Consider the following 13,065-nt stretch of genomic DNA (forward strand, 5'->3'; position numbering starts at 1 on the left):
AGTTATCCGAGGTCCCCTCCGCCCACCGGCAGGACAACACCAGTGATGTAACTGGCGTCGTCAGAGGCCATGAACAAGATCGGGGCGGCTTGCTCGTCAAGGGTGCCGTACCGCTTGAACAGGGTGCTTTCGGTGGTCTGGTCGACGATCTGCTGATACCAAATCGCTTCCTGGTCCGACTGCGCGTTGGGATTGCGGGGCACCTTGCGCGGCGGGGCCGCTGTGCCGCCGGGCGCCGTCGCCACTACGCGGATTCCGTGCGAAGCGGCTTCGAAGGCCAGTGACGCGGTCAGCGCGTTAACCCCGCCCTTTGCCGCCGCGTACGGCACGCGGTTGATGCTGCGCGTGGCTATCGAGGAGACGTTCACGATGACCCCGGCCGTCCGCTCGACCATGTGCGGCAGCACGGCACGGCAGCACCACAATGTGGGGAATAGGGAGCGCCGCACTTCGGCCTCGATTTCGTCTTCCTGATAGTGCTCGAAGGGCTTGGCCCAGATCGTGCCGCCAACATTGTTAATGAGGATGTCGATCCGTCCAAACTCCGCCAGCGCAAAGGCCATCAGGTCCGCGGCGCCCGCATAAGTTTCCAGATTGCAAAGGAAATACCGGGCGGGAGCACCACCGGCAGTCAGCTCGGCACACACCTCCGTGACCAGCTCCGACCGGTCCGCCAGCACCACGCTGCCGCCCTCGGCGGCAATCTTCCGGGCGACGACTGCGCCGATCCCTTGGGCGGCACCCGTAACTACTACAACCTTGTTGGTAAAACGCATTGCTGTGTGTCCTTGCTTGTCAGTTGCTGCCGATTCATGGCTGGCAGGTGCCCGCCGCGCGTATCCTGCTACCGCTGCGGCGGGCACTGCTCGTCGGTCTCCTGCCCGCGCTAGCTGACTGCTTCACGTTCCAGTGGCGTCGCCGTCGGTGCAGGATCGGCCTGGACAGCCGTGCTTCGCACCAGGAGAGTGGCCAGTCCGGCGAGGACCAGCGGAACAGCGAGAGCCATGAAGTATCCGGAGACGCCCAGTCCCGTAAGGATGACCCCTCCGAGGGCTGAGCCCACGATGGAACCAAGACGGCCAATGCCGATTCCCCAGCCGGTAGCCGTGGCACGAAGTTGAGTGGGGTAGGCGTTGGCGATCAGGTAGTTCAGGGCCAACTGCTGGCCGCCAATGCCGAAGCCGGCCAGCCCGATCAACACGAACACCAGCGCAAAGTTGGAGCCGGCCAATCCAAGTCCAATCGCGATGAGGATTCCCGCGCCAAACATGACCAGGAGCAGCTTCCGGGGGTTTACCTTGGGCAGGATGATGGACAGCGGGATGGCAAAGAGGATGAACGCGCCGTTGACGGTCACGGTCCCCATGGCGGCCTGGGAGCCTGCCAGCCCCAACATCTTGAGTGCGGTGGGCATCCAAAGCAGCAGCAGGAACCACGCGATCCAGTTGAGCAGGTAGGTGGCAAAGACTGCGATGGTAACCATCCGGTACTTGGCTGAGAAGAGTGCTGCAACGGAACTGCGCTCCTCGGCTTTGTCATTTGTCGTCAGTACGGCGTCAGGGCTGACCGGGCCGCCGGAGACCGCCGCCATGATCTGGCGCGCCTCTGCGTCGGCTGTGGGCGTGCCCTTGGCTGCCAGGAAGACCGGCGACTCGGAGAGCATCCTCATGCAGATCAGGACCATGATCAGGGGCAGCACGCCTCCGACCAGGAATATTCCGCGCCAGCCCAGGACGGGGAGCCAGGCCGCTGCCACAAGCCCGCCGAGCAGCGCGCCGCCAGGCAGGCCCAGCAGCACCAATGTCATGAACGTGCCGCGTCGGGATTTGGGGCTGTACTCTGCCGTCAAAGCCAGCAGGGCAGGCGTGGCGCCGCCCATGCCGAGGCCAATGAGGAAGCGCAGAATGACAATCTGCTCCAGCGATTGAGCGAAGGCGCCAGCAAGGGAGAACACGCCAAAAAGTGCAAGGGCGAGCAGGATGGTTTTCTTGCGACCGATTCGGTCCCCGAACGTGCCAAGGGACATGGCGCCCACGCACATGCCAACAGTGCTGGCGGTGATCACCCAGGTCATGTCAGTGGCCTTCAAGCCAAAGTCTTCGGCGATCGCCGGACCGATGAATGCGATGGACTGCGTGTCGAATCCGTCCAGCAATGCGATCACGAAACAGAGGACGACGATGGACCATCGTTTGAATCCCATGGGCGTGTTGTCGATAACGTCCTGGACGTTATAGGCGAGTTTTGTCACCGGTAACTCACTTTCGTGTAAATGTTCTGGCCCGACTGATCCGGGATCCGTGCGGCTGCGGCAACTGCATTTTGGGCAGGGGGCATCGCGGCGGGTGTTGGGAATGAATTTGGGTCGACCCCGGGGCGGGAACATTCCGGCCCCGGGATCGGGAAAGGGGCTTAGTCCTGGGGGTCGAGAACGAAGTTGTAAGTGACTTCGCGGCCCTTGCCGTCCGCCCGCTCAGTGGGCGCGAGGACGAGTTCAGGCTTCACGGCCGAGGCGATATCGTCAGCCACGTGTTCGTCGCCTTCGAAGTAGAGCTGGGTGGTGATGAGCTGGTACTCGGGGGCGGAGACCTTCAGGTGCAGGTGGGCGGGCCGCCATGCGTGCCAGCCGGCGGCCGCGATGAGGGCCCCGCATGCACCGTCGGTGGGGATCTGGTACGGCGCGGGCTGCATGGTGTTGATCTGGAAGTTGCCCTGGGCGTCGGCGGTGATGGAACCGCGGAGGTTCCATTCGGGCAGTCCGGGGGCGAACTGGGAGTAGAAGCCGAGGTCATCCGCGTGCCACAGCTCGATCAGGGCCCCGGCGAGCGGCTCGCCGTCGACGTTCGTGACCTGGCCCTGGAAAAGCAGCGGAGTGCCGGGTTCGTCGTCGCGCATGGGCAGGGTGGCCGGGGTGTTGAGCGAGGGGGCGTCCGGGATGTAGTAGGGCCCTTCGATGCTGCCCTTGGAGCCGTGGCGGCTGGAGTTGGCTACTTCCTCGACGGAGTGTTCCACCCAGACGTCCAGGAACAGCGGCCACTCGCCGTCCTCGCCGACCTGGATGAGCCAGGCTTTGAAGGCGTTGTACTCGTCGTAGGTGACTTTCTCGTCCAGGACGGTGTCGTTGATTGCCTTGATGACCCGGCCGGCGAGGGTGCTGACCCGCTCCTGGCCGGCGCTGGCGGCGATCTTCTTGTTCTCCCGGAAGCGGGCAGTTGCCCCCGCGCCCGAGGAGGCTGCTGTGGCTTCGGTTTCCGTGGTCATGGTGACTCCCTTGTCAAAAGAACGATGGTAAAAACGCTTGTCGATGGGCGCCGGACTGCGCGTCGTGCGGTGGATCACATCCGGTGTTGCTTCCACGGTAGGCCCGGAATTGATCGGGGGGAAATACCTATTTCGCTCTCATTGAAAGCTTTTGGATATGAATCCGGCGGGGCCTATTCGACGGCGGACGGGTGCTTGGCGAGCGGCGTCACCTTGATGTCCATGAACGGGAAGAGCGGCAGTCCGGAGAGCAGGGTGTGCAGCTCGTCGTTGTCCGCGACGTCGAACACCGAGTAATTGGAGTACTCGCCCACGACCCGCCACAAATGAGCCCAGCGTCCGTCGCGCTGAAGCTGCTGGGAGTACTCCCGTTCCTCCGCCTTGATAGCGTCTGCGCGCTCCTTGGGCATGTCCAGCGGAATGTTGACGTCCATGCGGACCAGGTAGAGCATGTGGTTCTCCTTGCGGTGTGGGGAAATCGGAGGGAAGGATGCGGGCAGGACGGCCTAGTCCTGGCGGTACTTTCGCAGTTTGTCGGCGTCGATGGCCGCGCCGACGCCGGGGACCTCACGGACCCGGATGGCGCCGTCGGCGATTTTCAGCGGCTCGGCAAGGAGGTCGTCGGTCATGTCCAGGTAGTTGGAGAGTTCCCCTGCACGCCGGGAGGTGGCTTCGAATGCCGCCCCAAAGGTGACCGTGGCGAGGCTGCCGACCTGGGTGTCGATCTGGTTGCCCATGGTGACGTCCACACCGAGCCCCTCACAGAGGCCGAGGATCTGCTGGGCTTCGGTGAAACCGCTGCGCGCGGTCTTGATGCAGATCGCGTTGCTGCCACCTGAAAGCAGCTCCCGGGAGACGTCGCCCAGGGTGGGAACACTTTCGTCGCCCACAATCGGGATGCTCGAGTTCTGCACCAGCCGGCGGCGGCCCAGGGCCTCTCCGGCGTCGCACGGTTCCTCCAGCATGGACAGGCCAAGGCCCTCGGTCCGGCGGAGGACCTCCATGGCCTCATTCGCCGTCCAGCCGCGGTTGGCGTCGAGGTAAATCTCTGTGTCCGTTCCGAGCCCTTCCCGCAGGACATGGCAGGCCTCCACGTCCAGGGAGAGCGGCCGCCGCCCGGTCTTCAGCTTGAACGTGTTGATGCCGTAGGTTTCGCGGAAGCGGAGCGCTTCTTCGAGGAGCTCTGCGGCGGGCTTGAAGCCAAGCATGTGGGAGACCCGCATGCTGTCCGTGAATCCGCCCAGCAGTTTGTGCACCGGCGTGCCCAGGGAGATTCCGATGAGATCCCAGAGCGCGATGTCCAGGGCGCCCTTGGCCGTGGGGTTATTGACCGTGCGGCGGAGCAGCTGCTGGACCTTTGAGCGGTCCAGTGGGTCCAGCCCGATGAGCTGCGGGGCAAAGACCTTGGTCACCACCGAGACGATAGAGTCCTGGGTTTCGCCGTACGTGTAGGGCCGCGGCGGGGTGTCGGCGACACCACAGATGCCGGTATCCGTGTAGATCCGGACCAGCACGTGGTCCGCGGAGGTCACCTCACCGCTGGCGAACTTCAGCGGGCGCGCGTAGGGAATCGAGTACGGGATGGCCTCAATACGTTCAATTTTCACGGCTGGGTTCCTTTGGCGCGGCTGTGGGCAGGGAGTCGAAAAGTTGCAGGAAACTGCGCAGGAGGGGCGTTTCGGTGTTGCGGTTCCACGCGACCGCGAGGTCGACCGGCGGCGGATTGCGCAGCGGGCGGAACACCACGCCCTGGAAGGAGAACATCCTGGACGTCATTGGCACCAGGGCGATCCCCATCCCGGCGGCAACGAGCGAGAGGAGAGTCGAGGTCTCCCTCGCTTCCTGGACAAGCCGGGGCTGGAACCCGGCCTTGCGGCAGGCGTCCACCACGATGCTGCTGACGGCGGAGTAGCTTGGATAGCCGATGAAGTCCTGGCCGGCGAGGTCCGCCAGCTCGAGGATCCCGGTGTCAGCCAGCGGTGAATCGGCCGGGAGTGCGGCAACAAGCTGATCCTGTTCCAGGAGTTTGAGCGCGACATCTCCGGAACGGACCGGCGGCCGGAGGACAGCGACGTCGATCCGGCCCTCCTCCAGCGCGGACTCCATTTGTGGTGTCAGCATCTCGCCCTGAACGGTGATGCGGAGGCCAGGAAGGGCGCGGCGGGCGGCCTGGACGATGCTGGGCATGAGCCGGTAGGTGGCGGTCCCGGTGAAGCCGACGCGGATGACGCCGGTGGCGCCGGCGCCGACCTGCTTGACGTCCTCCTCGAGAGACTCGAGTTCCTGGAGCAGCAGCCGCCCCCTGTCCAGGAGGACCTGCCCGGCAGGTGTGAGGTCAACCTTGCGGGTGGTGCGCAGCAGCAGGGTCGTGCCGAGCTGTTCCTCGAGCTGCCTGATCTGCTGGGACAGCGGCGGCTGGGCCATGTGCAGCCGCTGGGCCGCGCGGCCGAAATGGCGTTCCTCGGCCACGGCAATGAAGTACTTGAGGTGGCGCGTCTCCATTGAAGCTCCCGGGCAGCTCGGAGCAGGCGAAATGCCGTGCTCAGATCAGCTTAGGAGGACCTATTAGTAAGGGGAAATATCTATTTGGAAGCTATTGGGACGTTTTGCATATCAAATTAGCGGACCTCGCGACGTTCCTGCCCGGTTACCGGCCGCTGGTAAGCGTTCCAGCCCCGGCGCGCCGTGGAAATGCGCGGGCGCCGGGTGGGCAGGGCCGAGGTAACTGGGCAGGAGCGTTGCCGACGGGCCGAGGGCCGAGCAGCCAGCCCGGGCCCGCGGATCAGTCCAGGAGCAGGGCAGGCTCTTCCAGGATCGACGCGACGTCGGCCATGAACCGTGCCGAGAGGTCGCCGTCCACCACGCGGTGGTCGAAGGAGCCGCCGAGGGTGGTGATCCAGCGCGGAATCACTTCGCCGTCGAGGACCCAGGGCTTCTGCTTGATGGTGCCGAAGGCCACGATGGCGACCTCGCCCGGGTTGATGATCGGCGTGCCGGTATCGATCCCGAGGGCGCCGATGTTGGTGACGGTCAGGGTGCCGCCCTGCATCTGGGCGGGCTGGGTCTTGCCTGCCCTGGCGGTGGTGGCGAGGTCGTTCAAGGCCAGCGCCAGCTCCTTGAGCGAGAGGTCCTGGGCGTTCTTGATGTTGGGGACCATCAGGCCGCGGGGCGTAGCCGCAGCGATCCCGAGGTTCATGAAGTGCTTGACATGGATCTCGGCGGAGTCGGCGCCGTCCGGGTCGTCCACCCAGGTCGCGTTGACGCTGGGGTTACGGGCCGCTGCCCAGATCACCGCCTTGGCCAGGATCAGCAGCGGCGAAACCTTGATGCCTTCGAAATCGCGGGAGGCCTTGAGCCGCTTGACGAACTCCATAGTCCGGCTGGCGTCGACGTCAACGAAGATGCTCACGTGCGGGGCGGCGAAGGCCGACTCGACCATGGCCCTCGCGGTGGCTTTGCGGACGCCCTTGACCGGGATCCGTTCGATCCGCTGTTCCTGCGGCCGTCCGGTCTTGCCCCAGAAGCTGTCCGCCTTGTCCACCTCCGCGTCGCGCTGGGCCTGGTAGCTGACCAGGTCCTCGCGGGTCACTTCGCCGCGGGCGCCGGTGGGGATGACGTCCGACAGGTCGATGCCGAGGTCGCGGGCGATCTTCCGCACGGGCGGCTTGGCCAGGACCCTGCTGACGAGGCCGCTGATGGCGCCGCCGAGGGTGGGGCGCAGGTCGATGCTCTCCGCGGCTGCCGGGCGCTCCGCGTGGGCGACGGATTCCGGGCTGATCCGGATGTCGTGCGCCTCCACCGGCTCGGCCGGCGGGACGGGAGCGGCGACCGGGCCGGTCCCGGCCGCAGGCTTCGCCGCCGGGGCGGCGACCCGACGGCGGCGCTTGACAGCGTCGGCCTTGGGGCCCGAACCGACCAGCGGACCGCCGGCCGGGCGCCCGGCGGATTCCCCGGCGTCGGGCGTGTCCGCTTCCAGCTTCCCGTACATGGGTGCCTCAACCGGCGCAGTAGCGGGCTCGACGGCGGCAGCCGGGGCGGCGGGGGCGGCGGGGGTGGCGCCGGAGGGCGCTGCGTCGCTCACACTGATGATGGGGGTTCCGACGTCGACTGTCACCCCCTCCTTGACCAGCAGTTCCGTGACGGTTCCGGCAAACGGGGACGGCAGTTCGACGAGGGACTTGGCAGTCTCGATCTCACAGATGACGTCATTGACGGCCACAGTGTCGCCCGCCTTGACCTTCCAGGAGACGATTTCGGCCTCGGTCAGCCCCTCGCCCACGTCGGGGAGGTTGAACTTATGGAGAGTCATGGTGTCCTTGATTTGGGAGGCGTCTCATTACGGGGGCGTCAGCAGTAAAGGGCCGGTCAGTAGGAAAAAGCACGGTCCAGTGCCTCAAGGAGGCGGTCGATGTCCGGGAGGTAGTCTTCCTCCACCTTCGCCACCGGGTAGGGCATGTGGAAGCCGCCGACGCGGATGACGGGCGCCTCGAGTGAGTGGAAGGCACGCTCGCTGATCCGGGCAGCGATTTCGCCGCCGATTCCGCCGAAGGTCGGGGCCTCGTGGGCCACAATCAGCCGGCCCGTCTTTTTGACGGATTCGGTGACGGTGTCGAAGTCGATCGGCGAGATGGAACGCAGGTCGATCACCTCGACGCTGTGGCCGTCCTCGGCAGCGGCGTTGGCCGCGGCCAGGGCCACCGGTACCAGCGGGCCGTAGACCACCACAGTGGCGTCGGTGCCTTCGCGGAGCACGTGCGCCTTGAACGGGTCCGCGGAGTGTCCGGGGGCTTCCGTGTCCACCTCGCCCTTCAGCCAGTAGCGGCGTTTCGGCTCGAAGACGATCACGGGGTCCTGGCAGTTGACGGCCTGCTGGATCATCCAGTAGGCGTCGTGCGGGTTGGACGGGGTGATGATGCGCAGGCCGGCGGTGTGCGCGAACAGCGCTTCCGGGGACTCCGAGTGGTGTTCGATCGAACCGATTCCGCCGCCGTACGGGATCCGGATGACCACCGGCACGGTCAGGTTGCCGTTGCTGCGGGAGTGCATTTTGGCCAGCTGGGTGGTGATCTGGTTGAAGCCCGGGAACACGAAGCCGTCGAACTGGATCTCGCAGACGGGGAGGTAGCCGCGCAGCGACAATCCGATCGCGGTGCCGATGATGCCGGACTCCGCCAGCGGGGTATCAACGACGCGGTCGGCGCCGAACTCGGCGATGAGGCCGTCGGTGACCCGGTAGACCCCGCCCAGGGGTCCGATGTCCTCGCCCATCAGCAGGGCACGGGGGTTGTTGGTCAGCGTTGCGCGCAGGCCTTCGTTGATGGCCTTTGCAATGGTCATGGTGGTCATCAGTTGGCCGCCTCCGTGTCGGCAGGTTCCGTCTCGTCGGCGAATCCTGCGCTGTACTCCTCGAACCAGGCCAGCTCCTCGGCCACGAGCGGGTGGGCCTCAACGTAGGTGTTGGCGAAGGCCGTCCGGATGTCCGGAGTCTCCAGATCGTGGGTGGTCTTGCGGACATAGGCGGCGAGTTCGTCGCCGTCGGCCCTGACCTGTTCGAAGAAGGCGTCGTCGGCGAGACCTTCGGCGCGGAGGTACTTCTCGAGGCGCTCCAGCGGATCCTTGGCCCGCCAGCGGCCTTCCTCGGCGGATTCCCGGTACTTGGTGGGATCGTCGGCCGTGGTGTGCGCGCCGACGCGGTAGGTGAAGGCCTCGATCAGCACGGGTCCCTCGCCCTGGCGGGCACGTTCCAGCGCCCACTCGGTGACGGCGTGGACGGCGATCACGTCGTTGCCGTCCACCCGGATTCCGGGGAAACCGTATCCCTTGGCGCGGTTGGCGAGCGGGATGCGCGTCTGCACGGAACTGGGGACGGAGATCGCCCAGTGGTTGTTCTGGCAGAAGAACACCACGGGGGCCTTGTAGGAGGAGGCGAACACCATGGACTCATGGACGTCGCCTTCGGAGCTGGCCCCGTCGCCGAAGTAGACCATCACGGCAGCCTTGGGCTCCGCCGTCTGGCCGGCTGTTCCGTCGGCGAGTGCGGCGGACGCGGCGAACTTCTGGTCGCGTTGGATGCCCATGGCGTACCCCACGGCATGCGGGGTCTGGGCGGCGAGGACCAGGGTGTAGAGGTGGAAGTTGGTGTCCTTGGGGTTCCAGCCGCCGTTGGAGACCCCGCGGAACTGGCGCAGCAGCTCGGCCAGGTCCACGTTGCGGGTCAGCGCAACGCCGTGCTCGCGGTAGGTCGGAAAGATATAGTCCTGCGGCTGGCTGGCACGGCCGGAGCCGATCTGGGCGGCTTCCTGCCCGGTAAGCGGAACCCACAAGGCCAGCTGGCCCTGCCGCTGCAGGGCGGTTGCCTCCACGTCGAAGCGGCGGATTTTCGCCATGTCGGCGTAGAAACCGCGCAGTTTTGCCGGGTCGAGCCGCTCGGCGTATTCCGAGAAAACGGGATCGGAGCCGAGCGTGCCGTCGGGAGCAAGGAGCTGCACCATCGGCTCGGCGGGATCGCCCATGCGGGCTTCGGCTTCCGCCTCGCGCTGGTCCTCTATGTCGGTTCCGTCGAACTCGGTAGAGGGCAGATGTGTGGCGCCCATACCGTCTCCTTGCTTGCCGCATCCGAATGCGCCGCAATCGCTGGGATATATGCCGGACCGGTAATACATTCCCGGTCCGGCATATATTTTGGCTTACTCGTCCCTACTTTAGCCGCAGCGGGGCGGCCGCGGCCGTCATGTTAAGCGCTAGGAACGCCGCGGCGCTTTTGTATAGATCGCACAGAGTTCCAGGAAGCGGGTGTTGGCTTCGGCTTCGCCGATGCTGACCCGTACCCCCTCGTTGGCGAAGGCGCGCACGGACAGGGCCCGCTCCCCTGCAAGGGCGGCGAATTCCGCGCTGTCGGCGCCGAGGTTGAGCCACACGAAGTTGCCCTGGGCCTCGGGCACGAACCAGCCCAGGTCCCGCAGTCCGGCGGTGACACGGTCCCGTTCGTCCACGAGGCTTTGTACCCTTTCTACAACCTCGCCGAAGTGCTCCAGCGACGTCACGGCCGCGGTTTCGGCGATCTGGGAAACGGCGAAGGGCGTGGCTGCGACGCGCAGGTGCTGCGTGAGGTCGGGCTGGGAAACGCTGTAGCCGACCCGCAGCCCGGCAAGGCCGTGGGCCTTCGAGAAGGTCCGCAGGACAACAACGTTGGGGTACTTCCGGTACATTTCGATGCCGTCGACGGCGTGCTCGTCGCGGACGAACTCCTGGTACGCCTCGTCGATGACCACCACAACGTCGGAGGGGACCCGCTTGATGAAGGCCTCAGTTTCCTCGGTGGTGAGGATCGGACCGGTGGGGTTGTTGGGGGTGCACAGCAGGATCATCCGGGTGCGCGCGGTCACGGCTTCGGCCATGGCGTCGAGGTCGTGGCGGCCGTCGCCGGTCAGCGGGATCCGGACGCTCTCGGCGCCGGCCAGCCCGACGCAGATCGGGTATGCCTCGAAGGAGCGCCACGCGTAGATGACCTCGTCGGGCTTGCCGTCGTCGTTCTGCCCGGCAAAGGTGGTCAACAGCTGGTTGAGTGCCCCGAGGCTTCCGGCGCCCGTGACGATGTCCTCGGCGGGGACGTCCAGGAACTCGGCCAGCTTTCCGCGCAGCCTGCTGCTCAGCGGATCCGGGTAGCGGTTGAAGTCGGTCTGCGCCGCGATGGCCTGCTGCACTGCAGGGATCGGGGGGAGCGGGTTTTCGTTGGAGGAAAGCTTGTAGCTGGCCAGGCCCTCGACGGGGACGGGCGGCTTGCCGGCCGCGTAGCGGGGAAGAAGGTCTACCACCGGGCGGGGCCGGATGCCCCCGGCCGTGTTCTCTGATGAAGTCATGCCAACCAGCCTACTTCGGGACCGCCCCGCCGTAGTCGGCCGGAATAGGGGGACATGGTCCCTGCCGCTGCCGGTGGGGATATGACAGCATTGCCCCATGCGCTCATTCATCGTTCGCGTCATCATCAACGGGCTGGCCCTGGCAATCGCGTGCTGGATCCTCACCGGCCTGGATATAACCACTGCGGGCAATGGCACCATGAGCATCATCCTGGGCTACTTGTTCATCGGCCTGATCTTCGGCCTCGTCAATGCCTTCGTCAAACCCATCGTCAGCCTGTTGTCGCTGCCGATCACCATCCTTACCCTGGGCCTCTTCACGGTGGTCATCAACGCCGGCATGCTCTACCTGACGTCCTGGATCAGCAGCTACACCACCGTGCATTTCACGATTGACAGTTTCTTCTGGACCGCGGTGCTGGCGGCCCTCATTATCAGCGCCGTGTCTCTCGTGGCGAGCTTTCTTCCCGCGGTCGATCGCTAGGCCCCTCGAACGCCAGGCACAGAAACAGGACCAGCCCGGGCTACGCCACAGGCTTCTGCGTGCGGTCCGCGGGCGTCAAGCCCGGACTCCGCCGTGGGCCCGGTGCTTCGGGCCCTCCCCGCCCCGGCGGCATCGCTTCACGCCGCAGGGAAAACCGCGTCACGGTGGCCGCGCCGCCCGCCCCGACCACGGCAGCGAGCGCGGCGGTCGACGCCTCCAGGGATGGATCCCGGCTTGCCACGATGTCCCGGGCGCCGTCTGCGTACCGGCCCATGGCGTGGCCGGGACCCAGGCCCGGCCCCAGCCATTCCGGTCCGGGGATCGGATTGGTCAGAGTGACAGTCACGCGGTCCTTTGTGTCCGGGTTGGGCAGTCCGTCCGCCCCGGGCACCCAGTCCGCTTCATGCTCCAGGTGCAGGCTGCCGATGCCGCCCGCCGGCTCGATTCCGCCCACCGGGGACCCCGCGGTCAGCACGAACTTCAGGTTGTAGTCGGCCAGGAACGCCTTGTCCCGGCCCAGGTTCATGGCATGGATGCCGCCCTGGCTGTATCCGACGGCGGCCACCTGGTCCCCCGCCTCGGCGCCGGCTTCCGCCAGCGCCCGGCGGACGGCCGCGGCGGTCTCGGCCGAGTCGTAGCCGAGGCCCTCTGCGATGCCGCCGGCGTCGAAGGGGTTGGTGCCCTGCGGCAATCCGTCCAGCTGCGTTCCCGGGATAACCACCACCCAGGCGCGGCTGCCGGGCTCCCCCAGCCCGAGGACCTCGATATCCCCGCTGTTCCGGCCGACGGCTTCGGCACGCAGCAGCAGCCCGGCCGGTGAGACGTCGGCCTCCTCGCTCCAGCTTTCCTTGCCGATGATCCGGACCGGCCGGGGGCGCAGGAACTCCAGACCGGGAGCGTCCGCCAGCCCGCGGACCGCGCCCCTCACGCCGCCGTCGGGCCCTCCTGCCGCGGTCTGGCCGGGAGGCAGCCCGAGCAACAGCGCCAGCCTTGCCGGCGCCAGCCCTACCTCGTCCTCGACTGTGTCGCGCAGCGTCACCGGAGGCAGGCCGAAAAGCCCCCACAGCGGCCCGTACGCAGGTCCGGTCCGGCCGATCCGCAGAACCAGCGCGTTCCGCGCTTCCGCGAACTCGTACTCCCGGTGGCTCGCCCGGACTGCGCTGACCAGGCCCTCGAGCTCCATCCGGACGCGACGGACGTCCCGGGCCGCCTCCCCGACGGCGATAATCGCAGTGCTGCCGCTGGTGTACGAGTCGTACTGGTACGCAAACAGGGCACGGCGCACGGCTTCCGCCTCCTCGTCCACGGCCGTCAACTCCTGCACGATCCCGTCCAGGGCCGATGCCCCGGCGAGCAGTTCCTCGAACTGGAAACTGAGTCCGCCCACTCCACCCCGGATCCGCAACATCCCGTCCACGGCCGGGACTGGAACGGGCGCAGCACCGGAGCCCGCCGGCGTGG

Annotated in this window: 12 protein-coding genes; 1 reads left to right on the plus strand and 11 read right to left on the minus strand. The window is 66.5% G+C overall.

What is annotated here, in order from left to right:
* Positions 1–2: 2 nt before the first annotated feature.
* From AC1DC5_RS15130 to AC1DC5_RS15175, 10 genes are all read right to left on the minus strand, one after another.
* The gene (locus AC1DC5_RS15130) at positions 3–776 is read right to left on the minus strand and encodes a 1,6-dihydroxycyclohexa-2,4-diene-1-carboxylate dehydrogenase (protein ID WP_476865701.1); all 774 of its coding nucleotides are present in this window, start codon (positions 774–776) and stop codon (positions 3–5) included.
* Positions 777–886: 110 nt separating this feature from the next.
* Entirely contained in the window at positions 887–2,251 is a 1,365-nt protein-coding gene (locus AC1DC5_RS15135; protein ID WP_476865702.1) for an MFS transporter, read from the minus strand.
* A 161-nt stretch (positions 2,252–2,412) separates the two neighbouring features.
* Positions 2,413–3,261, minus strand: coding sequence for a catechol 1,2-dioxygenase (gene catA, locus AC1DC5_RS15140; RefSeq protein WP_476865703.1), 849 nt, complete (start codon positions 3,259–3,261; stop codon positions 2,413–2,415).
* A gap of 173 nt (positions 3,262–3,434) precedes the next feature.
* Entirely contained in the window at positions 3,435–3,713 is a 279-nt protein-coding gene (gene catC / locus AC1DC5_RS15145; protein ID WP_056429033.1) for a muconolactone Delta-isomerase, read from the minus strand.
* A 54-nt stretch (positions 3,714–3,767) separates the two neighbouring features.
* The gene (locus tag AC1DC5_RS15150) at positions 3,768–4,868 is read right to left on the minus strand and encodes a mandelate racemase/muconate lactonizing enzyme family protein (protein WP_476865704.1); all 1,101 of its coding nucleotides are present in this window, start codon (positions 4,866–4,868) and stop codon (positions 3,768–3,770) included.
* Positions 4,858–5,763, minus strand: coding sequence for a LysR family transcriptional regulator (locus AC1DC5_RS15155; protein ID WP_476865705.1), 906 nt, complete (start codon positions 5,761–5,763; stop codon positions 4,858–4,860). Before AC1DC5_RS15155 ends, AC1DC5_RS15150 begins: the two co-directional genes overlap by 11 nt.
* Before the next feature lie 280 nt (positions 5,764–6,043).
* Positions 6,044–7,570 (minus strand): dihydrolipoamide acetyltransferase family protein, encoded by a 1,527-nt coding sequence (locus AC1DC5_RS15160; RefSeq protein ID WP_476865706.1) that lies wholly within the window; start codon positions 7,568–7,570, stop codon positions 6,044–6,046.
* A gap of 56 nt (positions 7,571–7,626) precedes the next feature.
* The gene (locus AC1DC5_RS15165) at positions 7,627–8,607 is read right to left on the minus strand and encodes an alpha-ketoacid dehydrogenase subunit beta (protein ID WP_476865707.1); all 981 of its coding nucleotides are present in this window, start codon (positions 8,605–8,607) and stop codon (positions 7,627–7,629) included.
* Positions 8,607–9,854 (minus strand): pyruvate dehydrogenase (acetyl-transferring) E1 component subunit alpha, encoded by a 1,248-nt coding sequence (gene pdhA, locus AC1DC5_RS15170; RefSeq protein WP_476865708.1) that lies wholly within the window; start codon positions 9,852–9,854, stop codon positions 8,607–8,609. The genes AC1DC5_RS15165 and pdhA overlap by 1 nt, the downstream gene beginning before the upstream one ends.
* 147 nt (positions 9,855–10,001) lie before the next feature.
* Positions 10,002–11,120 (minus strand): histidinol-phosphate transaminase, encoded by a 1,119-nt coding sequence (locus tag AC1DC5_RS15175; protein WP_476865709.1) that lies wholly within the window; start codon positions 11,118–11,120, stop codon positions 10,002–10,004.
* A 97-nt stretch (positions 11,121–11,217) separates the two neighbouring features.
* Between AC1DC5_RS15175 and AC1DC5_RS15180 the strand changes: the two genes are divergently transcribed.
* Positions 11,218–11,604, plus strand: a complete 387-nt coding sequence (locus AC1DC5_RS15180; RefSeq protein ID WP_441405237.1) for a phage holin family protein — start codon at positions 11,218–11,220, stop codon at positions 11,602–11,604.
* 40 nt (positions 11,605–11,644) lie between these two features.
* Here AC1DC5_RS15180 and AC1DC5_RS15185 read toward each other — a convergent pair whose 3' ends face one another.
* Positions 11,645–12,991, minus strand: a complete 1,347-nt coding sequence (locus AC1DC5_RS15185; RefSeq protein ID WP_476865710.1) for a hypothetical protein — start codon at positions 12,989–12,991, stop codon at positions 11,645–11,647.
* Between the last annotated feature and the right edge of the window lie 74 nt (positions 12,992–13,065).

Source organism: Arthrobacter sp. 10L424 (genome assembly GCF_056395325.1).

Excerpts from the sequence above, each read along its gene's own strand:
- AC1DC5_RS15175 (WP_476865709.1), bottom strand. The coding sequence starts at position 11,120 with ATGACTTCATCAGAGAACACGGCCGGGGGCATCCGGCCCCGCCCGGTG.
- catC (WP_056429033.1), bottom strand. The coding sequence starts at position 3,713 with ATGCTCTACCTGGTCCGCATGGACGTCAACATTCCGCTGGACATGCCC.
- AC1DC5_RS15165 (WP_476865707.1), bottom strand. The coding sequence starts at position 8,607 with ATGACCACCATGACCATTGCAAAGGCCATCAACGAAGGCCTGCGCGCA.
- AC1DC5_RS15160 (WP_476865706.1), bottom strand. The coding sequence starts at position 7,570 with ATGACTCTCCATAAGTTCAACCTCCCCGACGTGGGCGAGGGGCTGACC.
- catA (WP_476865703.1), bottom strand. The coding sequence starts at position 3,261 with ATGACCACGGAAACCGAAGCCACAGCAGCCTCCTCGGGCGCGGGGGCA.
- AC1DC5_RS15155 (WP_476865705.1), bottom strand. The coding sequence starts at position 5,763 with ATGGAGACGCGCCACCTCAAGTACTTCATTGCCGTGGCCGAGGAACGC.
- AC1DC5_RS15180 (WP_441405237.1), top strand. The coding sequence starts at position 11,218 with ATGCGCTCATTCATCGTTCGCGTCATCATCAACGGGCTGGCCCTGGCA.
- AC1DC5_RS15130 (WP_476865701.1), bottom strand. The coding sequence starts at position 776 with ATGCGTTTTACCAACAAGGTTGTAGTAGTTACGGGTGCCGCCCAAGGG.
- pdhA (WP_476865708.1), bottom strand. The coding sequence starts at position 9,854 with ATGGGCGCCACACATCTGCCCTCTACCGAGTTCGACGGAACCGACATA.